We start from the raw sequence: 22,516 nt of genomic DNA on the forward strand, positions 1-22,516 counted from the left end.
AATCCTGACACCGATGACCGCCACCTCCGCCCAGCATGATTATTTCGACGGCCAGCTGAGGGCGAGCCATCCGGCCTTGTTCGAGCGCTACGCGGCGGCGAGCGCGGCGGCGGTGGAGGAGGGGGCGTCGCTCGATCTGCGCTATGGCCCGCATCCGCGCCAGACGCTCGACCTGTTCCGCAGCCTGACGCCGCCGCGCGCGACGATCCTCTATCTGCACGCGGGCTATTGGCAGTCGCGCGACAAGAGCGGGTTCCGCTTCATCGCGCCGCCGCTGACCGCGGACGGGTTCGACGTCGCGCTGGTCAATTATCCGCTCTGCCCCGAGGTGGGCGTAGCCGAGATCGTCGCGGCGACGCTGGCGGGGATGCCGCGGATCGTCGTGCTGCTGGGCGACGCGCCGATCGTGCTCGCGGGACATTCGGCGGGGGCGCAGATCGCGGTCGAGATCGGGATGGCGGCGCGGGGCCAGGGCTGGCGGGTTGCGGGAATCGTCTCGATCAGCGGCGTCTTCGATCTGGTTCCGCTGATCGGGACGAGCATCAACGACCGGCTCGCGCTCGACGAACAGGCCGCGCGACAGGCGTCGCCGCTGTTCCGGGTCGCGCCGGATTCGCCGCCGGCGCTCTTCGCGGTTGGCGAGGAGGAAACTGCGGGTTTCCGCGCGCAGACTCGCCGCATGGGCGAGGCCTGGGCCGCGGCGGGCAATGATGCGCGGCAGATCGTCGTGCCGGGCGCGGATCATTTCTCGATTCTCGGCGAGCTGGGCGACGGCGCGAATCCGCTCGGCGCTGCGGTGCGGGGCTTCGCGCCGTAAGACCGGGCTACCGCCGGCCCTGCGCATAATTGTATGTCTTCCATACAGATTGCAACCGCGCTATCGAGGTGCGGACGCGCATCGCCCGTCGTCGAGAACAGCGCTGGAGAGGAAGAGTGGAGCCTTACGCGGATCTTTGCCTGCACATCGATGGCGAGCGAGTGGGGCGCGGGGCACGGCGGGTGTTTCCCGTCGTCAATCCGGCGAATGGCGAGATACTGGGCGAGCTGCCGCTGGCCGACGCCGCCGATCTCGACCGCGCGCTCGATGCCGCCGCGCGCAGCTATCGCGAGTGGCGCCATTCGACGCCGCAGCAGCGCGCAGGCGTTCTGAACGGCGCGGCGCGGCTGCTCCACGAACGCGCCGACGCCCTCGCCCGGACGATGACGCTCGAGGAGGGCAAGACCCTCGCCGAAGCGCGCATCGAAGTGATGATGGTCGCCGGGCTGTTCGCCTTCTACGCGGGCGAGTGCCAGCGCATCTATGGCCGCATGCTGGTGCGCGGATCGGAACAGCGCTCGATCGTGACGCATGAGCCGGTGGGCCCAGTCGCTGCCTTCGCGCCGTGGAATTTCCCGGCGGGCAATCCCGGGCGCAAGCTCGGCGCACCGATCGCGGCGGGCTGTTCGGTGATCCTCAAGGCGGCCGAGGAGACGCCCGCATCGGCGCTTGGCGTGCTGCAATGCCTGATCGATGCGGGGCTGCCGAACGGGGTGGCGCAGTCGGTGTTCGGCGTTCCCGACGAGGTTTCGCGCCACCTGCTCGCCTCGCCGGTGATCCGCAAGCTGAGCTTCACCGGATCGACTTCGGTCGGCAGGCATCTGACCAAGCTCGCCGCCGAGGACATGAAGCGCACCACCATGGAGCTGGGCGGGCACGGCCCGGTGCTGGTGTTCGACGATGCCGATGTCACCCGCGCGCTCGATACGATGGCGACGTCCAAATGGCGCAATGCCGGGCAGGTCTGCGTCTCGCCGACGCGCTATATCGTGCAGCAGGACGTGTTCGCGCGCTTTCGCGACGGTTTCATCGAGCGCGCGCGGAACCTGCGCGTCGGCGGCGGGCTCGATCCGGCGTCGCAGATGGGGCCGATGGCCAATGCCCGGCGGCCCGAGGCGATGGAGCGGCTGGTCGCCGACGCGGTCGCGCAGGGCGGCCGGCTGGACACCGGCGGGCAGCGGATCGGCAATCAGGGCTTTTTCTTCGCGCCGACGGTGCTGAGCGAGGTCCCGGTGGACGCGCAGGTGATGAACGAGGAGCCGTTCGGCCCGGTGGCGATCATCAACCCCTATCGCGACGAGGAAGCGATGCTCGCCGAGGCGAACCGGCTGCCCTACGGCCTCGCAGCCTATCTCTGGACCGAGGATTCGCGGCGGCAGAAGCGCGTCGCGCGCGAGATCGAGGCGGGGATGGTCGGGGTCAACACATCGATGATCGGCGGCGCGGACTCGCCGTTCGGCGGAGTCAAATGGTCCGGCCATGGCAGCGAGGACGGCATGGAAGGCCTCCAGGCCTGCCTCATCACAAAGGCGGTGCACGAAGGATGACCCATATGCTCGAAACCGGCGGCGGCCGCGGCTATCTGCGCGTCGCCACCGAGGAAGCCTTTGCCACGCGCGAGCAGATTGACGGCTTTTTGCGGCTGATCCGCGAAGGCCGCGCCGACAAGGGGATGACCTCGCTCTGGGGCTTTTACGCCCAGTCGCCGTCCGAACGCGCGATGAAGATCATGGAGAGGCTGGTCGATCTCGACGATCGCCGCATCGCCGATATGGACGCCACGGGGATCGACGTGGCGGTGCTGGCGCTGACATCGCCCGGCGGCCAGCCCTTCGAGGCGGAGGAAGCGAGGGGGATCGTTACCCGCGCCAACGATCAGCTGGCCGCCGCGGTCGAGCGGCACCCGACGCGCTATGTCGGCCTGACCAGCATCGCCCCGCAGGACCCCGAATGGTCCGCCGCCGAGATCCGGCGCGGCAAGGACGAATTGGGCTTCAAGGGGGTGATGGTGAACAGCCACACCCAGGGCCGCTATCTCGACGAGCCTTTCTTCGACCCGATCTTCCGCGCGCTCGCCGAGACCGGGCAGCCGCTCTACATCCATCCGCAATCGCCACCCGATTCGATGATCGATCCACTGCTCGAGGCCGGGCTGGACGGCGCGATCTACGGGTTCGGGGTCGAGACGGGCATGCATCTGCTGCGGCTGATGACCACCGGCATCTTCGACCGCTATCCCGATCTCCAGATCATCTCGGGCCATGGCGGCGAGGCGCTGCCCTATTGGCTGTTCCGGCTGAACTTCATGCACCAGGCGGGGGTGCGCTCGGGGCGCTACGAGCGGCTCAAGCCGCTCAAGAAGGACCTGATCGCCTGCATGCGCGAGAATATGATCGTCACCACCAGCGGCCTGCCCTGGGAGCCCGCGATCAAGCTGTGCATCGAGGTGATGGGCGAGGATCGCGTGATGTATGCGATGGACTATCCCTATCAATATGTGGCGGACGAAGTGCGCACGCACGACAATCTCGATCTGCCGCCCGCGACGCTGCGCAAGCTGATGCAGACCAATGCCGAGCGGGTGTTCGGGTTCAGCGCGGGCTGAACCGGATCACGCGGCGGCAGGCAGCCAGTTGCCGTGCAGGCCGAAGCGCATCCGCACCGGAATCCGCGCGCTGGCGATCGGGCCCTTGGCGATATCGGTCGCATCGAACAGCAGCAGGTCGCTGGCGCGGTCCTCCAGCCGGTTGCAGATCATCACGATCCAGCCATCGCCTTCGGGAGCATCGGGGCCGCGCGGAATGAAGCAGGGTTCCTGAAGGCTCGAGACGGGGCCGCACCACCAGCTCTGCTCAGTGCCGGTCTCGTGGTCGACCATCCCCAGCGTGTTCATCACCGCGCCGCCCGCGCTCCCGCCCTTGAGCTCGACCGGCTTGGTGGGGTCGATCACCAGCAGCCAGCCATAGCGATAGGGCAGCCCCTGATAGCGGTCGTCGATGCGGGGGAACTCGCCGGCCATATCGGTCAGCCGGGTCCGGCTTTCGAACGCGTCCGAATTGGAGGCCATGTCGACCGTCCAGCGGGTGAGGAAGCTCGCCGATTCCATCGGGTTGAACGGTGCGCCGTGCACGTCGGGGAAGAAGGGGAACATGTTGTTCTTCGCCACCGGCGTGTCGAAATGAATGCGGTCGCCCTCCTGAAAGGCGTTCATCACATGGCTGGCGAAGCAATTCTCGGTGGTGAACCAGCGGATGTCCGCGGCGGTCGCACCTTCGCGTCGGGGCAGCACGCCCAGATGCACGGGCAGCGTCGTGTCGAAGCCGAAATGCGGCTTGCCCTCGGCGAGCCTTTCCCAGCTGCTGACGATCGGGACGACATGGAACAGCGCGTAGTCGCGGGTGACCGCGAAGTCGTGCATCATGCAGTAATAGGGATTTTCGAACCAGATCTCGCGCTTGAGCGTGCCGTCGGGCGCGACTTCGTAATAGGTCATGTCGCGCGTGCAGATGCCCTTTGAGGCATAGCCGAAGCCGATCATGTCGCCGGTTTCGGGGTCGATCTTGGGGTGGGCGGTGAAGGTCTCGCCGGTCATTCCGCCGAAATCGGTATAGCCGAGCGTCTCCAGCGTATCCGGGTCCATCACCAGCGCCGGGCTGTCTTCCTTGAGGGCATAGAGCCTGCCGCCATGGAGAAAGGCGTTGGTGTTGGCGGTGCCGCGGATCGTGCCTTTGGCGGCCGGATCGTCGGTCAGCGGGTTGCGATAGGCGCCGAACAGCGATCGGCCGGCGTCATGCTCGAGCTTCCATTTGTCGGTTTTCGCCCAGCGCTGGCGGAAATGGACGCGGCCATTCTCGAAATGGAAGCGCGCGATCATGCCGTCGCCGTTGAACGGAATATCGTTGCCGAGCAGTGGCGGAAACTGGGGGTCGGGCTGGACGCGGTAGAAGGTGCCGTGGATCTCGGGCGGGATCGTCCCCTCGACCGCGAGATCGAAGACATCGGCCTCGACTCGCGACGGCGTGTTGAAGCCGGTGAACGCGGGACTGTCGGGGAAGCTGCTCATCCGGGCCTCTCTCAAATGCGCCTGCGGTCGCCGCCGGCTGGCATCAGATAGCCTAGCCTTTATTGATAAATCAACTAAAGTGCGATGGATGACGACCGTTCGCGAGATCACCATCGGCCTGTTGCGCAGCCTGGGAATGACACGGGTGTTCGGCAATCCGGGATCGACCGAACTGCCGATGTTCCGCGATTTCCCGCAAGATTTCGACTATGTCCTGGGCCTCCAGGAAGCCAGCGTGCTGGCGATGGCGGATGGCTATGCCCAGGCGACGCGCAACGCCGCGCTGGTCAATCTGCACAGCTCGGCGGGGGTCGGTCACGCGGCGGGCAATCTGTTTACCGCGTTCAAGAACCAGGCGCCGCTGGTCGTCACCGCCGGCCAGCAGGCGCGATCGATCCTGCCGTTCGAGCCGTTCCTCCATGCCGAGCGGCCGACCGAATTCCCGCGGCCCTTCGTCAAATGGGCGTGCGAGCCCGCGCGCGCCGCCGATGTGCCGCTGGCGATCGCGCGCGCGTATCGCATCGCGATGACCCCGCCGTTCGGGCCGTGCTTCGTCTCGGTCCCCGTGGATGACTGGGACCGGCCGGGCGAAGCCGTTGCCGCGCGCGCCTTCGCCATGGGCAATCCGGGCGACCGTGCCGCGCTCGACCAGCTCGCGCGCGAGCTGCGCGCGGCGAAGCGCCCGGCGCTGGTGCTGGGCGCGGGCGTGGCGCGCGACCGTGGGTGGGATGCGGCGATCGTGCTCGCGGAGGCGCAGCTCGCCAGCGTCTTTGTCGCGCCCTTCGCCCCGCGCAACGTCTTTCCCGAGGACCATGCGCTGTTCCAGGGCTTCCTGCCCGCGAGCCGGGGGGAGATCGTCGCGCGGCTGGCCCCGCACGATCTGGTGATTGCCGTGGGCGGGCCGCTCAATCTCTATCATACCGAGGCCGAGGGGCCGCATCTGCCGCCCGATACCGCCTTGTGGATTATCGACGACAATCCCGCGATGCTCAGCTGGGCGCCGGGCGGCAATGCGATCCTCGCCGATAGCGGCATGGCGCTCGCGCATCTCGCCGCCGCCGGGGCCCCCGCAGCGCGGCCGGTGCCCGCGTCGCGGCGGTCCGCCGCCCCGGTCCCGGTCGAGATGAGCGACGCGCTGGTGATGGCCCGCATCGCCGCGCTGCGCCCCGCCGACGCCATTATCGTCGAGGAGGCCCCGTCGAGCCGCCCCGCGATGCAGAAATGGCTGCCGATGCTGCGCCCCGACAGCTTCTACACCACTGCCGGCGGCGGGCTGGGCTATGCGTTGCCCGCTTCGGTAGGCGTGGCATTGGCCCGGCCGGGCGAGCGGGTGATTGCGTTGCTGGGCGACGGATCGGCGATGTATTCGATCCAGGCATTGTTCAGCGCCAGCAAGGCGGCGCTGCCGATCAGCGTGATCGTCATGGCCAATCGCCGCTATGAGGCGCTCGAGCATTTCGGCCGCCATTTCGGGCTGGACCGTGTGGAGGGGACCGACCTTTCGGGGCTCGATTTCCGCGCGATCGGCGAGGGGCATGGCGTGCCGTCGCGTCGGGCCGCCACGCCCGAGGAGCTGGACGCGGCGCTGGCCTGGTCGTTCGCTGAAGCCGGGCCGACGCTGATCGAGGTGATCGTCCCATGACCGCGATCCGATCGGTGGCGATGATTGGCGCGGGCGCGATGGGCTGCCTGTTCGCCGCGCGGCTGGCGGAGGCGGGTGCCGAGGTGACCGTGATCGATGTCGACGGCGCCCGGCTCGAGGCCATCGCCGCGAACGGCATCGCACTGACCGACGATGGCGGCAGCCGCACGGTCGCGGTCAAGGCCGCGCGGGCGGAGGATTTCGATGGCCCCGCAGATCTGGTGATCCTCTTCACCAAGGGCATGCACAGTGCGGCGGCGCTCGCTTCGGTGACGCATCTGCGGCGCTTCAATCCGGTCGCGCTCACGCTGCAAAACGGGATCGGCAATGCCGAGTTGCTGGCCGGGGCGTTCGGCGCGGACCGGGTGCTGATGGGCACCGCGCTGATCCCGGCGGACCTGACCGGGCCTAGCGCGGTCGAGACGCACGGCTTTGCCAGCCTTCAGATGGGCGCGTTCCGCGATTCGGGCGGCGACGATGTCGCGCGCGTCGCCGATCTGCTCGCGCGGGCACGATTCGCGGTCCACCCGCATCCGCGGATCGCGGTGGCGGTGTGGGAGAAGCTCGCCTTCAACGCCGCGCTGAATGCCGTGGGGATGATCTGCGAGGTCCCCAACGCGGGGATCGACAATGTGTCGGGGCGCCGCATCGCCACTGCCGTGGTCGACGAAACCGCGATGGTCGCCGCGGCCAAGGGCCTTGCCATCGATCGCGACGGCGTGGTCGCGCAGGTCGATGCGGCGCTGCGCGAACATGGCGGCCACAAGGCCTCGATGCTGCAGGATCGCGAGGGCGGTCGGCGCAGCGAGATCGAGACGATCAACGGCGCGATCAGCGCCGAGGGCCGGCGCGCGAGCGTGCCGACTCCGGTCTGCGATACCCTCAGCGATCTCGTGCGGATCATCGAGGCGGGGTATTGAGCACCGACCCTACAGATCGAACATATGCGGCGCGCTCAGGACGATGCGGTCGGTGATCTTCTCCAGCGCGGCGCCCAGCGCGGCGCGTTCCGCATCGTCCAGGTCCATCAGCCATTGCTCGTAGAATTTGCCGCGCTCGCCGCGCACCCCGGCATGGACGGCATTGCCCTCGGCGGTGAGCGACACCAGGCTGCTCTTGCGGTTGCGCGGATGGGTCTCGCGCTGGATCAGGCCGCGTTCCTCGAGTGAGGCGATCGCGCGGCTCACCTCGGCGCGGTCCGAATAGGCGACGCTCGCCACCTCCGCGGCGCTGCATTTGCCCATCATCTCGACATGAGTCAGCACCCGCCACTGGGCGAGCGACAGCTGGGCAGTATCGCGCACATGCTGCGCAGTAACCCGGTCGATCATCTTGCTGAGCAACAGGATCCGATAGGGTATCTGCGAGGGTCCGAACACGAACCGCTTCTTGTCGGAGGGTTCCGGGAGCGCCTCGCCGGCCCGGGATTTAGCGTTCTGCATCGCGTACCTTTAGCTCCCTGCAACCGATCTGTCTTCACTTGGGGCCAGGCGGATTGTTGCCGGATCAATGTTGACAAATCAACTCATTACGCCTCTACGCTGGCGCGATGAGCGGACACCATCCTTTCGCCCCCGGCCTGAGCCACGCCTTCACCATCTCGATCGTCCTGTCCAAGCCCTATTGGGTGAAGCCGGGCGTGCGCGGCGACACCCGCGCGGCGATCTATGCCGCCGAAGGCGTGGTGGAGGGACCCCGGCTCAACGGGCGCGTCGTGCCGATGTCGGGGGGTGACTTTCCGCTGTCGCGCCCCAATGGCGTGATCGATTTCGATGCGCGCTACCTGCTCGAGGCCGATGACGGCGCGATCATCTATATGGAAAATCGCGGCTATCGCTGGGCGCGCAGCGAAGAGATTGCCGAGAAGATGCGGCGCAACGAGCCGGTCGAATTCGGCGATTACTATATGCGTGTCACCCCGCGCTTCGATGCCCCGGCGGGCCCCCACGAATGGCTGTCGCAGCACGTCTTTGTCGGCGTCGCGGAGAAGATCCCCGGCGCCAACCGGATCCATTATTTCATGGTCGAGTGAGGCGGGTCATGCGTTTCCAGCCGCTGATGCGCGCGGGAACCGACCCGCACACCCACCCGACCAAGCCGCCGCTGCCCCCCGCGGACCCGGATCGCCGCATCGAACGCGGGCTGGTGATCGAGCGCAATTGCCGCATCCCGCTACGCGACGGGGTCGAGTTGTTCTGCGACCTCTACCGGCCCGAAAACACCTCGTCGGGGGTGCCGATGCTGCTGGCGTGGGGCCCATACGGCAAGCATGCGTTGACCAACCGGGTGTTCTGGCCGCGATCCGGGGTCGATCCCGAATGGCTGTCGGACCTGACGGCGTTCGAGGCGCCCGATCCGGTCTGGTGGGGCGAACAGGGCTACGCCGTCGCGGTCGTCGATCCGCGCGGCGCCTGGCTCTCTGGCGGAGATTTCCACCATAACGGCATCCAGGAGGCCGAGGATTGCGCCGACGCGATCGAATGGCTGGGGCGGCTGCCCTGGTCCAACGGTCGCGTCGGGATGAGCGGCGTCTCCTATCTGGCGGGCATCCAGTATCTGGTCGCGCCGCTGCGCCCCGGGCCGCTCGCCGCGCTCAACCCGTGGGAGGGCTTCTCCGACTGGTATCGCGAATTCGCCTATCATGGCGGCATATTGGAAACGAGCTTCCTGCCGCGCGCGTGCGACAATATCCAATGGTCGCTGAACCGGACCGAAGACAGTTGGGCGAACATCACTGCGCACCCGTTGATCGACGAATACTGGCATTCGAAGGAATTCGATCTCGAGGCGATCCGCCAGCCGGCCTATGTCGTCGCCAGCTGGTCCGACCAGGGGCTGCATCTGCGCGGCACGATCGAGGCGTGGCGGCGGATGGGCTCCGCCGAGAAATGGCTCGAGGTCCATGGCCAGAAGAAATGGGCGCATTATTACCGGCCCGAAAGCCGCAAGCGTCAGCTCAGCTTTTTCGATCACTATCTGCGCGACCGGCCGACGTCGCTGCCTGCCTGGCCCAAAGTCCGGATCGAGGTGCGCGAGCGCCACGGGGTCGCGGAGGAGCGCGCCGAGCAGGAATGGCCGCCCGCACGCACCGACTATCGCCGGTTCGCGCTTGACGCGGCCACCGGGGCGCTGGTCGCCGAAGCGCCGGGCGCGGCGGAGCTGCGCTATCCGGCGGAAACGGGAAGCGCGGCGTTCGACCTTCGCTTCGACGCGGAGACCGAGATCACCGGCCATGCCAGCCTGCGCCTGTGGGTCGAGGCGGAGGGGAGTGACGATATCGACCTGTTCGTCGCGCTGCAGAAGATCGATGCCGCGGGCGAGCATGTCGGCTTCACTTTCTATGCCTTTTACGAGAACGGGCCCATCGCTCTCGGCTGGCAGCGCGTCAGCCACCGCGCGCTCGATCCGGCGCGGTCGCGCCCCGAGATGCCGGTGCATCTGCACATGCATGAGGAACGGTTGTCGTCCGGCGAATGCGTGCCGGTCGAGATCGAGATCTGGCCCTTTTCGGCGCGCTTCGCGGCGGGTGAGACGCTGCGGCTGATCGTCGCCGGGGCGGACATCTATCGCCGCGAGGAAGGCGTGATGCTGCCCTTTCCGATGCACCAGCAGACCCGCAATGCGGGCACGCATGTCATCCGCACCGGCGGCGGCTTCGATTCGTCGATCCTGCTTCCGTTCATCCCGCCCAGGGAGGGCCGGCCATGAGCCCCGCCAATTGCCGCCTGAAACATGTGTTCGACATCGAAGTGCTGTTCGGCGCCGACCGCGCGATCTTCGGGCCGCTCCCCGGTGGCGGCAGCCAAGGCTATACCCCGGCGATCGGCGGCACGATCAGCGGCCCCCGGCTTTCGGGGATCGTCGTTCCGCACAGCGGGGCCGACTACGCGCTGGTCCGCGACGACGGCACGATCGAACTCAGCGCCCATTATCTGCTCGAGGCCGATGACGGGACCAAAATCTATATCCAGAATCGCGGCTATCTGATCCGCGCCGCGCCGGGCGAGGCGAAGCCGTCCTATTTCCGGCTTACCCCCTATTTCCGCGTTCCCGCCGGCCCGCACGACTGGCTGTCGCGCACCGTGATCGTCGGCGGGGGCGAGCGGCTGACCGATCCCGACCGCTCGCTGTTCCGCTATTACGCGCTGGTCTGAGCTTTGTGTTTCAGCCCCGTCGCGGCTAGCAGGAAGCAGCCCGCCGCGACGAAGAAGGACAGCACCGAGAGCGACAGCGCCATCTGCAGCCCGGAGGCCGAGGCTCCCGCGCATGCCGCTACCCGCTCGGCAAGCGCGCCCCCGGGTGCGAGCCCATGGGGGCAATCGGTGAGATAGTTGCCGGGATAGGCCTGTGCGGCGAAGACGTCGCTCATCCCCCCGACAAAGACCGGGCCGAGGCCCGATCCGATCAGCGTGTAGAGCAGGGTATAGAGCGCCACGCCGCTGGCGCGCATCCGCGGGGGCAGCAGGTTCTGGATCATGCCGGCGGTGGGCCCGAAGAACATCAGCAGGAAGGATCCGGCGACGAGCAGCAGCACGATCGCCGTCGTCAGCGACTCGGCATGAAAGGCGGCCAGGTAGATGGGCGGCGCGCAGATCAGGCCGATCGCCGCGCCCCATGCCGGCCAGCGCGGATCGCGGCGCGAGAGATAGTCGGTGCCGAAGCTGCCGACGAGCAATCCGAACGCGATCGAGATCCCCGAAACCGAGCCGAACGCCGCGGCGGCTTCGCGGATGCCCAGATCGTGGCTGCGCGCGAGGAACACCGCGAGGAATTGCGAGATCGAGGTCATGCCGAACCCGGCAAGGCTCCCGCCCGCGATCACCCAGACCAAAGGCCGGTTGCCGATAACGGTGGCGAGGAAGGTGCCGATCGGAGGCGCCGGTTCGGGCGCCGCCCCGGCATTGTCGATCATCCCGCGGCGCGGCTCCTGGACGAACAGCAGGAACAGTGCGGCCATGATCAGGCCCGGAACGCCGAACGCAACGAACGCCGCGCGCCAGCCCCAGCTCGCGGCGATCTGCCCGGCCAGCGTCGCCCCGGCGAAGATGCCGACCGGGGTGCCGAGCAGCACCAGCGACATGGTTGATGCCCGTTTGTTGCGCGGGGTGACATCGCCCACCATCGATGCGGCGCAGGGCGTGAACCCGGCTTCGCCCATCCCGACGATCAGGCGGTTCGCGGCAAGCTGGACGAAATTGCCCGCAAAGCCCGTGCCGATCGTCGCCGCCGACCAGATCGCCGTCGCGAGGGCGACGATCCGCTTTCGCGAGAAACGTTCGGCGAGCAGGCCGATCGGTAACCCGACCAGCGCATAGAGCAGCGCGAACACCAGCCCCTGGAGCAGCCCGAGCTCGAGATCGGTCAGGTGCAGATCGGCCTTGATCGTCTGCGCCAGCGCCGAGAACACCGCGCGATCCGCGAAGTTCAGCGAGCACACGACGAACAGCATGAACACCATGACGCGGGTGCGATGCGGGGGGGCGCTCGCCGGTTGCTCTGCGGGAGTGTTCATGGGCTTGGGTCTCCATGACGCGCGATACGGCGCGTCAGCGTGGTGGCTTCGATCCGGGTGAAACGGCCGTCTTCGAGCTCGTAGAGGGCGATGCTTTCGAGATGGACCTGGTCGCCGCGCCCCAGCAGTTCGCCGGCGAAGCGGACCCCGTCGGCGAGGATGGTGAAGCGGGAGGCCAGCGCCGCGGCGAACGCACGCTCGCCATGGGCAAGCGCCTTCACCTCGATCGTGCGCGACAGGGAGTCCTTGAGCGACTGGTAATAGTCGATGATCGCGGCGGGGCCCGTCAGTTCGGCGCCGGCGCCGTTCCGAAATCTTATGTCCGGCGCGTAGAAACGGGCATAAGCTTCGGCGTCGCCTGCGTTGAATGCCGCGATATATTGCTCAAACATATCCGCATGCGACATAGTGCGGCGCATCCTCCCGATCTTGTTTCAGCCACCATCGGGCAGTATGGTTGATTTATCAACATCAGAATTGGGGCGAATGGCATCGAAAGCACCGCGCGGCGCAGGCGACAGGCTTGTTTACCTGCTGAAGCTGATCGCGGGGGGGGCTCCCCAGTTTTCGCTTGGTGAGCTGGCGGAGCGCGCGGGCCTCCCGGTCAGCTCGGTGCACCGCCTCCTCCAGGTGCTGCTGCGCGCCGGATTTGTCGAACGCGGCGTGGGCCAGAGCTATCGGCCAGGCCGCGAACTTCACCGACTCGCATCACAACTGGTCGCCGGATTCGATCTGGTGCGCAGCGCGCGCCCGTTCCTCGAAACGCTCGTCTCGCAATGGCACGAAACCGCGGTGCTATGCGTCTACAGCCCGATTTCGCGCACCGCGACGATCGCGGACGTGGTCGTGACGCCGCATCCGCTCCGCTTCGCGGTAGAACGCGGGGTCGAGATTTCGCTTCCCTGGGGGTCGCTCGGCCATGCGATCCTGGCTTTTCTCTCCGACGGCGAAATTGAAGTCGTGCTGCGCGAATGTAAGGTGGGCCCGCTCACCGGACGGCCGCGCTCGACGCGCGCCAAGATGCATGAAGAACTCGCACTGGTTCGCGAACGCGGCTTCGCCCGCTATTATGATCCACGCTATGACATCGCCGGTATTGCCGCCCCGATATTTGACGCAAACCGGCAGATATTGGGCTGCATGGGCGTGACGATGCCGTCCAAACGCTATCAACTTCACCTGGAAGATGACCTGGCACTGGTGGTCCGCGAGGCCGCGCTCAAGCTCAGCGAGATGGCCGCCATATCGCACAGCTGAGCTGGAGACGCGGGCGGAGTGGTGCCCGGAATTCCATTATGCGGAATACCGGTTCCGTAATCCGGAAGGCGCTTGACAGTTGATTGATCAACATCTCTCATAGCTCCGAGGCTGCAACCGGACAAGAGCGGGCAGCATTTTGGGGAGGATGATGATGAGGCTGGGAATTAGCCGCTTGTACGCCGCCGCTTCGCTCGTCGCGATTGCGGGCACGCTTGGGATTGCGGCGCCAGCCGCCGCGCAGAACGATGGCGCAACCACCGGAAACGCTGACAGCGACGTGCAGTCGAAGGACGATATCGTCGTCACCGCGCAGTTTCGCGGGCAGAAGCTTCAGGACGTTCCGATCGCGATCACCGCGATGAGCGGCGAGACGCTGGAGCAGCGCGGGCAGATCACCGTCGCGGATCTCGGCGGCTATGCGCCGAATGTGACGCTGCGGCAGGCGTCGGCCACCTATGGTCCGTCGGTCGTCGCCTATATCCGCGGCGTCGGCCAGCGCGACACCACCTTCGCGCTCGAGCCTGGCGTCGGCATCTATGTCGATGACGTCTATCTGCCGACGCTGCACGGATCGATGCTCAACCTGCTCGATCTGGAGCGCGTGGAAATCCTGCGCGGTCCGCAGGGTACGCTGGCCGGCCAGAATTCGATCGGCGGCGCGGTCAAGCTCTATTCGAAGAAGCCGGACGGCAGCAACGACGGCTATCTGTCGGCCACCTATGGCAGCTACAACCGCGTCGAGATCCGCGGCGCGACCAACATCACGCTCGTGCCCGAGCAACTGTTCGTCCGCCTGTCGGCGGCGGGCGTCCACAAGGACGGCTATGTCACGCGGCTCGATTATGCCTGCACCCATCCCGGCTCGACCGTGCCGAGCTCGGTGACCGGCAATGGCTGCGAACTGGGTACCCAGGGCGGCAAGGATTATGTCGCCGGCCGCCTCGCGGTCCGCTGGCAGCCTTCGTCGCGCGTCACGGTCGATATCGCGGGCGACGTCACCCGCGACGAGAGCGAGGACGGGCCGACGACCTTGCTCTATGTCGGCCGCAATGCCGTCCCCGGCGCGATGCTCACCGGTGTCGCCACGCCCGCGGCGGCGGCCTATACGCTGAACGGCAATATTTACGGCACTTCGACCGGTTCGCCGTTCATCAGCTATTCGCCCTACGGCAACTTCGCGCAGGACACCTTCAGCCACAGTGCCTACACCAACTATGAGAACAACACGGATCTCGCCCCGCGCGACGGGTCCGCACCGTGGCAGGCGCCGAACAAGGCCGCGATCAACAGCTGGGGCCTGTCGGGCACGATCCAGGTCGAGCTGGCCGACAATGTCAGCCTGACCTCGATCACTGCCTATCGCAAGTTCGACGGCACCTACACTTCGGGCGACGGTTCGCCGCTGAGCCCGACGATCCAGGCCAATTCGATCTTCAACCGCCAGTTCAGCCAGGAAATCCGCCTGTCGGCGGCGATCGGCGACATTTTGAACGTCACGGTCGGGGGCTTCTATTTCGACAAGCGCAGCCGCAACCGCTCGCGCGTCACGCTGACCACGCTCAACTTCATCGAGGACAATTCGGTGCCCGCGCGGACCAAGGCGGGCTTCATCAATGTCGAGCTGACGCCGGTCCCGCAGGTGACGCTGGTCGGCGGGCTGCGCTACACCGATCAGACCAAGAGCTTCATCTATGGCCGCCTCGGCGTGCCCGGCTCGTCGTCGGGCGGTGCCGTCCCGGCGTCGCTGGCGCCGCTCAACGGGCTGGTGGGCAAATATGCCGGCGATCGTTTCGATTATCGCGGCGCCGTGCAGTTCCGCCCGAGCAGCGCGCTCATGGTCTATGGTCAGGTCTCGACCGGCTTCAAGGGCGGCGGCATCAATCCGCGTCCCTTCTTCCCGGCGCAGGCGCTGCCGCACGATCCGGAAACGCTGGTCGCCTATGAAGTGGGCTTCAAGAGCGATCTGTTCGGCCGCGCGGTTCGGCTGAACGGGTCGGCGTTCATCAACAAATACGACAATATCCTGGTCTCGGTTTCGAGCTGCCCGTTTGCGCCGGTCGCGCCGTGCGCGCTGCCGCTCAACGCCGGAACCGCCGATGTGAAGGGGTTCGAGGCCGAACTCTCGCTTCATCCGGTGCACGGACTGTCGATCGACGCCTCGCTTGCCTATCTCGACTTCAAATACACCTCGATCAGCGCGATCGCGGCCAGCTCGGGGATCGGGCTCGAGGACAAGGGCGTGTATATCTCGCCCTGGCAGTGGAGCATCAGCGGCCAGTATCAGATCGACCTCGGCTCGTCGGGCACGCTGACGCCCCGCATCGACATCGCGCATGAGGATGCCTTCAACCGCAACTCGAACAATGTCGACGCCGCGACGGGAGGAAAGGACATTTTCGGCCTCGTGCCGGGCCGCACCCTCGTCAATCTCCGGCTCAGCTATGCCGCGCCGGGCAACGACTGGGAGCTTTCGGGCGAAGTCCGCAATGCGACCAACGAGCTCTACTACAGCGACATCTTCGACAATCGCGGCTCGACCAACTCGATCCAGGGCTCGCCCGGCGAACCGCGCACCTGGGCGGTGACGCTGAAACGCCGCTTCTGATCATCCTGGGGAGGATGCCGGAGGCGGCAGGTCCGCCGCCTCCGGGTAACTCGCCGGGCCGTTTTGCTAGGAGCCCCTTGTGGCCAGTCCGTTGAATCTCGTCGAAGCCAAGACCCCTGCGGGGCAACCGATCGTCGCAGGGCTGCCGATGCCCGAGTTTCGCCGCATCGGCGTCACCCCCATCTCGGGAGCCTGCGGATGCGAGATCAGCGGTGTCGATCTGCGCGAGGATCTCGATCCCGAAGTGCTCGCCGAGATCATGAAGGCGTTCGAGCATTTCCTCGTCATCCTGTTCCGCGATCAGGATCTGACGCCCGAGCAGCACAAGGCATTTTCCCGGCATTTCGGCGAGCTGACCGAACTACCCCAGGCGCCGATCTACGCCGGCCATCGCGACATGCAGGAGGTGCGCCGCGAAGCGCATGAACCCGAAAATGTCGTGCCCTCGTTCGAGCATTTCCACACCGACAGCCCGTTCCTGCTGCACCCGCCCAAATGCATCGTGATGCGCGCGCTGGAGGTGCCGCAATGGGGCGGGGATACGGCGTTTTCGAACGCCTATCTGGTCTACGAGAATCTCTCGGCCGGCATGAAGACGCTGCTCGACGGGCTTCAGGTCGTCTATTCGGGCAAGGATATCTGGTCGAAGAACGAGAAGCTCGCCCCCGACAAGAGGCTGCGGCTGCGCGAGAGCCATGATTTCACCGAGGACCAGCTCGAGAATATCCATCCGGCGGTGCGCACGCATCCGGTGACCGGACGCAAGGCGCTGTTCGCGACCACCGCCTATTTCAAGCGCTTCGTCGGCTGGAGCGAGGAGGAGAGCCGCGCGCTGCTCGCCTATCTCCAGAGCCTGGCCCAGCACCTCCATTATCACTGCCGGGTGAAGTGGCAGAAGGATACGCTGATCGTCTGGGACAATCGCTTCACGCTTCACCGCGGCATCCATGATTTCAAATATGAGCGCCGCCACCTGATCCGCACCACCGTTGTCGGCGAGCGCCCGCTCGGCCCCGGGGATGTCACCGGGTCATGAAGGTCGGCAGGGCGATTGCCGAAATCCTCAAGCTCGAGGGCATCGACGTCATTTTCGGTTACCCGCGCAACGCCGTGCTCGAGCAGGCGGCGGGGATCGGCATCCGGACCGTGATCGTCCGCCAGGAACGCACCGGGCTGCACATGGCCGACGCCTTCTCGCGTCTGTCGCGCGGCCGCCGGATGGGGGTGTTCGCGATGCAGCACGGGCCCGGCACCGAAAACGCCTATGGTGGCGTCGCCCAGGCCTATTCGGAGAGCGTGCCGGTCCTGGTGCTGCCGCAGGGCTATGCGCGCCGGCTCGCGCATGTGCCGGACAATTACAACGCCTGCATCTCGATGCGCGATATCACCAAGACCGCCGAGCCGATCCTGCTCGCGGCGGAGACGCCGGCGATCCTGCGGCGGGCCTTCACGGCATTGCGCAATGGGCGGCTGCGCCCAGCGCTGGTCGAGATGCCATGGGATGTGCTCGACGAGGAAGTGCCCGAGCCGCTGAATTACACGCCGGTCATCACGACGCGCTCGGCGCCCGATCCCGAAGCGGTGGCGCGCGTCGCCGATCGCCTGATCGCGGCGAAGCGGCTCGTCATCCATGCCGGGCAAGGCGTGCACTGGGCCGAGGCCTATGACGAATTGCGGACGCTGGCGGAGCTGCTCGCCGCGCCGGTTTCGACCAGCCTCGAGGGCAAGAGTGCGTTCGACGAGACGCATCCGCTCGCGCTCGGCTCGGGCGGCGCGGCGATCCCCGGCCAGTTGCGTCACTTCCTCGACCGGGCCGATCTGATCCTCGGCATCGGCTGCAGTTTTTCGGAGACCGCGTTCGGCGTGTCGATGCCGGCGGGCGCGAAGATCGTCCATGCGACGCTCGATCCGGCGGATCTCAACAAGGGCGTGCCGTGCATCGATGCGCTGATCGGCGACGCGCAGCTGACGCTCGCCATGCTGATCGCGGCCTGCCGCGAGCGGCTGACCGCGCCGCGCGATCCCGCGCCGGTCGCGGCGGAGATCGCCGAGATCGAGGCGCAATGGCTCGCCAACTGGCTGCCGCTGCTCGAAAGCGACGATGCCCCGCTCAGCCCGTATCGCGTGCTGTGGGACCTGCAGCGCACGGTGGATGTCGCGAACACGATCATCACGCATGACGCGGGCTCGCCGCGCGACCAGTTGACGCCCTATTGGAAGACCCGGGCGCCGCTCAGCTATATCGGCTGGGGCAAATCGACTCAGCTCGGCTATGGTCTCGGGCTCGCGATGGGCGCGAAGCTCGCTTGCCCCGACAAGCTCTGCATCAATGTGTGGGGCGACGCGGCGATCGGGTTCACCGGAATGGATTTCGAGACTGCCGTGCGCGAGCGCCTGCCGATCCTGTCGATCCTGCTCAACAATTCGGCGATGGCGATCGAGCTGCCGATCATGCCGGTCGCGACCGAACGCTTCCGCGCGACCGATATTTCGGGCGATTATGCCGCGTTCGCGCGGGCGATGGGCGGCTATGGCGAGCGCATCACCACCCCCGACCAGATCGTGCCCGCGATCCTGCGCGGGATCGCGGCGACCGAGGCCGGCCAGCCCGCGCTGCTCGAATTCATCACCGCGCAGGAAACAAGGGCATCCCGGCTGTGAGCGGCGGGGACGCAGCGCGGTCGCCCTGGCCCTGGTCGGCGACCTGGCCGCTGGTCGTGCTCACGCTCGTTTCGATCTTCAACTATCTCGATCGCTCGCTGCTCGGGCTCGCCCTGCCGGCGATCAAGGCCGAGCTGGGCTCGTCCGATACCGTGCTCGGGCTGGTGTCGGGCCTCGCCTTCATCCTCTTCTATTCGACGCTCGGCATCCCGATCGCCTGGCTGGCGGACCGGGTGAACCGGCGGAACATCATCGCCGCGGGCCTGGCCTTCTGGAGCGCGATGACCGCGCTGACCGGCTATGTCTCGACCATCTGGCAGCTCGGCGCGGTGCGGCTGCTGATGGGCGCGGGTGAGGCGTGCGGGATGGCGCCGTCCAACTCGATCATCGCCGATCTGTTCAAGCCCGAGCGCCGCCCGCTCGCGCTCGCCATCTTCGGCACCGCCGCCCCGCTCGCCTATGTCGCGCTGTTCCCGCTCGCGGGGTGGATCGCGCAGCATCATGGCTGGCGGGCGATGTTCGTGGCGATGGGGCTTCCCGGCGTCGTGCTGGCGCTGCTGATGATGCTGACCGTCAGGGAGCCCGAGCGCACTTCGCCGCCGCCGGCCCGGCTGTCGCTTGCGCGTTCGCTCTGGGGCGATCTCGCCGCTCTGTTCGCCAACCGCTGCTTCGCCTGGATCTTCGCGGGGGTGACGCTGATGGGGGCGAATGTCTGGGCCGCGGGCGCCTGGACGCCGACCTTCTTCGCACGGGTCCATCATCTTTCGGTGAGCGAGGTCGCCAATATCGTCGGCCCGACGCGCGGGCTGATCGGGATCGCGGGGATCCTGATCGGCGGCGCGCTGATCGACCGGCTGCCGAAGGACCGCGTCTTCTGGCGCATCGGGATTCCCGCGATCGCCTGTTTCCTCGCCGGGCCGGCGGAGGCGCTGTTCCTGCTGGGCACCAGCTATGAGACCTGGGTGGGCGGCTTTGCGATCAGCAGCTTCTTCACCCTGATCCACCAGGCCCCGATCTTCGCCGCGGTGGTGAACATCGTCGGGCCGCGCCGCCGCGCGCTCGCCATTTCGCTGGTGCTGCTCGGCGCCAGCCTGATCGGCAACGCATTGGGGCCGAGCGCGGTGGGCGTGATCAACGATCTGCTCAAGGATCGCTTCGGCGACGAAGCCATCCGCTATTCGATGCTGATGATCGCGGTTACACCGGTGCTGGCCGCGCTATGTTTCTGGCGCGCCGCCGCGCTCTATGCTGACGCCGTCGTGTCGGAAGGGAGCGCCGAACCCGGAGACGGTGTGGCGTGACGACCGATCTTTCCTGGCTGATCGACGATCGTCCCGCCGAGGGTGTTTTCCGCGTCAATCGCGCGATCTTTCGCGAGCCCGAGCTGTTCGATCTGGAGATGCGCCACATCTTCGAGGGTGGCTGGGTGTTCATCGGTCTCGCATCGCAGGCCCCCGCCGCGCATGATTTCTTCACGACGCGTGCCGGGAACGTCCCGATCCTGGTGATGCGCGACGGCGAGGGGCAGTTGCGCGCCTTCGTCAATTCCTGCCCGCACAAGGGCGCGCAGGTCGCGCAGACGCAACAGGGCAATTCGCGGCTCCTCGTCTGCCCCTATCACAGCTGGACCTTCGACAGCGCGGGCCGGAACCGCGGGATCAAGTGGCAGCGCGCCGGCTGCTATGCCGAGGGCTTCGACCGGGACAGCCACGATCTCGCCGCGCTGCCGCATTTCGCCGAACATGCCGGTTTCCTGTTCGGCAGCCTGGCCGCCGATGTCCCGCCGCTCGCCGAACATCTCGGCGAAGCTGCGCGCTTCCTCGATCTGGTCGTCGGCCAGCCCGAGGCGGGGATCGAGCTGGTCCCCGGCGCGGTCACATTCACCTATGACGCCAACTGGAAGCTCCAGCTCGAAAACTGCTCCGACGCCTATCATTTCACCTCGACGCACCCGTCCTACATCAAGATCATGGAGCGGCGGCAGCGCGGCGAGGGCGCGGTTGCGGTGCGGTCGGTCTGGGCCGAATCGCAGGCGTGGCGCGAAGAGGCCGAGGGCGTGCAGGGCGGCAGCTACAGCTTCGATCACGGGCATGTGCTCAACTGGGGCCGGATCGGCGATGCGGAGTCGCATCCGCTGCATGAAAGCGCCGAGGCGATCGGCGCGCGGCATGGGGGAGCGGGGCGCGACTGGGTGTTCAACATGCGCAACCTGACGATCTTCCCCAACCTCCAGATCGCCGAGAACGCCTCGAGCCAGTTGCGGGTGATCCAGCCGATCGCGCCGGGGCGCACGCTGATGCGCACCTGGTGCATCGCGCCGAAGGGCGAGAGCGGCGCGGCGCGGCGGCAGCGAATCCGGCAATATGAGGATTTCTTCAATCCCTCGGGCATGGCGACGCCCGACGACACCATCATCTATGAAAGCTGCCAGCGCGGCCATGCGAGCCGGGTCGATCCCTGGCTGCAGGGCTATGCGCGCGGCATGACCGCGAGCCGCGAGGGCGGCAACATGCTGTCCGACGCGATCGGCGCGGCCCCGGCGCGCAGCGTGCTTGCGGATTCGCAGCTGTGCGACGAGACGCTCTACCACGCCTATTACCGCGAATGGGCGCGCCGGCTGGGGCCGCTGTTGCCATGACCCTGACCCGCGCCGAGGCCGAGGAACTGCTCTACCGCGAGGCTGCGCTGCTCGATGACGGGCTCTGGGATGACTGGCTGGATCTCTACACCGAGGATGCGGTGTTCTGGATGCCCGCCTGGCGCGAAGAGGAGACTCCGACCGCCGACCCGGACAGCGAGCTTTCGCTGATCTATTATGAGGGCCGGACCGGGCTGGAGGATCGCGTGGTCCGCGCGCGATCGGGGCAATCGGTCGCGTCGAAGCCGCGCCCGCGCTGTGTCCATTGCATCAGCAACGTCATGGTGGTCCGCAGCGACAGCGAGACCGCGGAAACCGCCGCCAGCTTCGTGGTGCATCTGCACGATGTCCGCGCGGGGCGCAGCCATGCCTTTTTCGGCCGTTACCACCACCGGTTGCGGCGCGAGGACGGCGCGTGGCGGATCGCGGGCAAGAAGATCCTGCTGCTCAACGACATGATTCCCGCGGTCGTCGATTTCTACTCGGTCTGAGTTTCAGCCGTGGATGCGGGTGAGCAGCCCGATCAACTGCTTGAGTTCGCGCTTGTTGAAGCGCCCCTTGAGCCAGTTTTCATGTTCCACCACCGCCTCGCGCGCCTGCGCGAGCGCCGTCTTGCCCGCGGGGCGCAGGGTCAGGGTCTGGCGGCGGCGATCCTCGGTCGATTCGCCGCGCTCCAGAAAGTCGCGGGCCTGCAGCCGGTTGACGATCGCCATCACCGTGGCCCGGTCCATCTGCAGCCGCCGGGAGAGTTCGGCCTGGGCGATGCCGGGATGATCGTCGACCAGCCACAGCACCGAGACCTGTTTCTGGGTGAGCCCGAGATGCTCGAACGTCTCCATGAAGTGGCGATAGACCGCGCCATGCGCCAGCCGGATGTGGAACCCCAGAATGTCGCCGATCGCGCCGATGCCGCCATCGTCGCTGGGCGGCGTTTCGCCCGGTTGCGTCAACTTCGTCCCCTGTCGTTCATATCGGCCGCCGGACCGTCCTGCGCGATTGTGGGGACGTCGTCCAGTATCGGGTCCGGACTCAATTGGTGCACCGGACAGGACCGTCCCAGCATGTGGAAGGTTAGGCGAAAGTTAGGCGAAAACGGTGGTTCAACGCGTTCCAGCATATGAAAGGTAACACCAAGGTTACACTGATGCGCATGTTTTCCGCCGCGCGGTTTCCGGGGAAACGCGCCTCGCACGGGTTGTGCGGATCGACAGGGTCAAAGAGCGGCCGGGGTTCTTGAGCCCCTCCCGCTTTCGCGGGAGGGGTTGAGGAAGGTCTTCTTCTTTCACGCGCGTCTCGTGCAATCGCCTGGAAGAAGACC

The 22,516-nt window shown here is 66.8% G+C and carries 20 protein-coding genes; 15 read left to right on the plus strand and 5 right to left on the minus strand.

Features of this window, described 5'->3' with window-relative positions; all coding sequences use genetic code 11:
- The first annotated feature begins 13 nt into the window (after positions 1-13).
- From OF829_RS15230 to OF829_RS15240, 3 genes are all read left to right on the plus strand, one after another.
- Positions 14-817, plus strand: coding sequence for an alpha/beta hydrolase (locus OF829_RS15230; RefSeq protein WP_264940957.1), 804 nt, complete (start codon positions 14-16; stop codon positions 815-817).
- A gap of 116 nt (positions 818-933) precedes the next feature.
- Positions 934-2,364, plus strand: coding sequence for an NAD-dependent succinate-semialdehyde dehydrogenase (locus OF829_RS15235; RefSeq protein WP_264940958.1), 1,431 nt, complete (start codon positions 934-936; stop codon positions 2,362-2,364).
- Positions 2,361-3,422, plus strand: coding sequence for an amidohydrolase family protein (locus OF829_RS15240; RefSeq protein WP_264940959.1), 1,062 nt, complete (start codon positions 2,361-2,363; stop codon positions 3,420-3,422). The genes OF829_RS15235 and OF829_RS15240 overlap by 4 nt, the downstream gene beginning before the upstream one ends.
- A gap of 6 nt (positions 3,423-3,428) precedes the next feature.
- Here OF829_RS15240 and OF829_RS15245 read toward each other — a convergent pair whose 3' ends face one another.
- Complete coding sequence (locus OF829_RS15245) at positions 3,429-4,880, minus strand: carotenoid oxygenase family protein (RefSeq protein WP_264940960.1); 1,452 nt, start codon at positions 4,878-4,880, stop codon at positions 3,429-3,431.
- An 88-nt stretch (positions 4,881-4,968) separates the two neighbouring features.
- Here OF829_RS15245 and mdlC point away from each other — a divergent pair, with 88 nt between their 5' ends.
- Positions 4,969-6,522: a benzoylformate decarboxylase gene (mdlC, locus tag OF829_RS15250; RefSeq protein WP_264940961.1), complete on the plus strand. Its 1,554-nt coding sequence runs from the start codon at positions 4,969-4,971 to the stop codon at positions 6,520-6,522.
- Positions 6,519-7,442, plus strand: coding sequence for a ketopantoate reductase family protein (locus OF829_RS15255; RefSeq protein WP_264940962.1), 924 nt, complete (start codon positions 6,519-6,521; stop codon positions 7,440-7,442). Before mdlC ends, OF829_RS15255 begins: the two co-directional genes overlap by 4 nt.
- A gap of 9 nt (positions 7,443-7,451) precedes the next feature.
- Here OF829_RS15255 and OF829_RS15260 read toward each other — a convergent pair whose 3' ends face one another.
- Positions 7,452-7,964 (minus strand): MarR family winged helix-turn-helix transcriptional regulator, encoded by a 513-nt coding sequence (locus OF829_RS15260; RefSeq protein ID WP_264940963.1) that lies wholly within the window; start codon positions 7,962-7,964, stop codon positions 7,452-7,454.
- Between the two features lie 107 nt (positions 7,965-8,071).
- On the opposite strand from OF829_RS15260, the gene OF829_RS15265 reads away from it, so the two are divergent.
- Genes OF829_RS15265 through OF829_RS15275 form a run of 3 tightly spaced genes read left to right on the plus strand, consistent with a single transcriptional unit; the run spans position 8,072 to position 10,676 of the window.
- Positions 8,072-8,554: a DUF3237 family protein gene (locus OF829_RS15265; RefSeq protein WP_264940964.1), complete on the plus strand. Its 483-nt coding sequence runs from the start codon at positions 8,072-8,074 to the stop codon at positions 8,552-8,554.
- Positions 8,555-8,562: 8 nt separating this feature from the next.
- Positions 8,563-10,230 carry a CocE/NonD family hydrolase gene (locus OF829_RS15270; RefSeq protein WP_264940965.1) on the plus strand — a complete coding sequence of 556 codons (1,668 nt, stop codon included), beginning with the start codon at positions 8,563-8,565 and terminating at the stop codon, positions 10,228-10,230.
- Entirely contained in the window at positions 10,227-10,676 is a 450-nt protein-coding gene (locus OF829_RS15275; protein WP_264940966.1) for a DUF3237 domain-containing protein, read from the plus strand. The genes OF829_RS15270 and OF829_RS15275 overlap by 4 nt, the downstream gene beginning before the upstream one ends.
- Here the strand turns inward: OF829_RS15275 and OF829_RS15280 are convergent.
- Together OF829_RS15280 and OF829_RS15285 are read right to left on the minus strand one after the other, a co-directional pair.
- Positions 10,661-12,034 (minus strand): spinster family MFS transporter, encoded by a 1,374-nt coding sequence (locus OF829_RS15280; RefSeq protein ID WP_264940967.1) that lies wholly within the window; start codon positions 12,032-12,034, stop codon positions 10,661-10,663. The genes OF829_RS15275 and OF829_RS15280 overlap by 16 nt on opposite strands.
- Complete coding sequence (locus OF829_RS15285; RefSeq protein ID WP_264940968.1) at positions 12,031-12,426, minus strand: nuclear transport factor 2 family protein; 396 nt, start codon at positions 12,424-12,426, stop codon at positions 12,031-12,033. The genes OF829_RS15280 and OF829_RS15285 overlap by 4 nt, the downstream gene beginning before the upstream one ends.
- 94 nt (positions 12,427-12,520) lie before the next feature.
- Here OF829_RS15285 and OF829_RS15290 point away from each other — a divergent pair, with 94 nt between their 5' ends.
- The 7 genes from OF829_RS15290 (at position 12,521) to OF829_RS15320 (ending at position 21,689) form a co-directional block, all read left to right on the plus strand.
- Complete coding sequence (locus OF829_RS15290; protein ID WP_264940969.1) at positions 12,521-13,291, plus strand: IclR family transcriptional regulator; 771 nt, start codon at positions 12,521-12,523, stop codon at positions 13,289-13,291.
- Between the two features lie 154 nt (positions 13,292-13,445).
- Complete coding sequence (locus tag OF829_RS15295) at positions 13,446-15,899, plus strand: TonB-dependent receptor (protein WP_264940970.1); 2,454 nt, start codon at positions 13,446-13,448, stop codon at positions 15,897-15,899.
- Between the two features lie 79 nt (positions 15,900-15,978).
- Entirely contained in the window at positions 15,979-16,935 is a 957-nt protein-coding gene (locus OF829_RS15300) for a TauD/TfdA dioxygenase family protein (RefSeq protein ID WP_264940971.1), read from the plus strand.
- The gene (locus OF829_RS15305) at positions 16,932-18,560 is read left to right on the plus strand and encodes a thiamine pyrophosphate-requiring protein (protein WP_264940972.1); all 1,629 of its coding nucleotides are present in this window, start codon (positions 16,932-16,934) and stop codon (positions 18,558-18,560) included. The genes OF829_RS15300 and OF829_RS15305 overlap by 4 nt, the downstream gene beginning before the upstream one ends.
- The gene (locus OF829_RS15310; protein ID WP_264940973.1) at positions 18,557-19,861 is read left to right on the plus strand and encodes a spinster family MFS transporter; all 1,305 of its coding nucleotides are present in this window, start codon (positions 18,557-18,559) and stop codon (positions 19,859-19,861) included. Before OF829_RS15305 ends, OF829_RS15310 begins: the two co-directional genes overlap by 4 nt.
- The gene (locus tag OF829_RS15315) at positions 19,858-21,198 is read left to right on the plus strand and encodes an aromatic ring-hydroxylating oxygenase subunit alpha (RefSeq protein WP_264940974.1); all 1,341 of its coding nucleotides are present in this window, start codon (positions 19,858-19,860) and stop codon (positions 21,196-21,198) included. Before OF829_RS15310 ends, OF829_RS15315 begins: the two co-directional genes overlap by 4 nt.
- Positions 21,195-21,689: an aromatic-ring-hydroxylating dioxygenase subunit beta gene (locus tag OF829_RS15320; protein WP_264940975.1), complete on the plus strand. Its 495-nt coding sequence runs from the start codon at positions 21,195-21,197 to the stop codon at positions 21,687-21,689. The genes OF829_RS15315 and OF829_RS15320 overlap by 4 nt, the downstream gene beginning before the upstream one ends.
- Before the next feature lie 3 nt (positions 21,690-21,692).
- On the opposite strand, the gene OF829_RS15325 is transcribed toward OF829_RS15320, so the two are convergent.
- Positions 21,693-22,148, minus strand: a complete 456-nt coding sequence (locus OF829_RS15325) for a MarR family winged helix-turn-helix transcriptional regulator (RefSeq protein WP_264940976.1) — start codon at positions 22,146-22,148, stop codon at positions 21,693-21,695.
- Between the last annotated feature and the right edge of the window lie 368 nt (positions 22,149-22,516).

Source organism: Sphingomonas caeni (assembly GCF_026013415.1).
GTDB lineage: Bacteria > Pseudomonadota > Alphaproteobacteria > Sphingomonadales > Sphingomonadaceae > Sphingomonas > Sphingomonas caeni.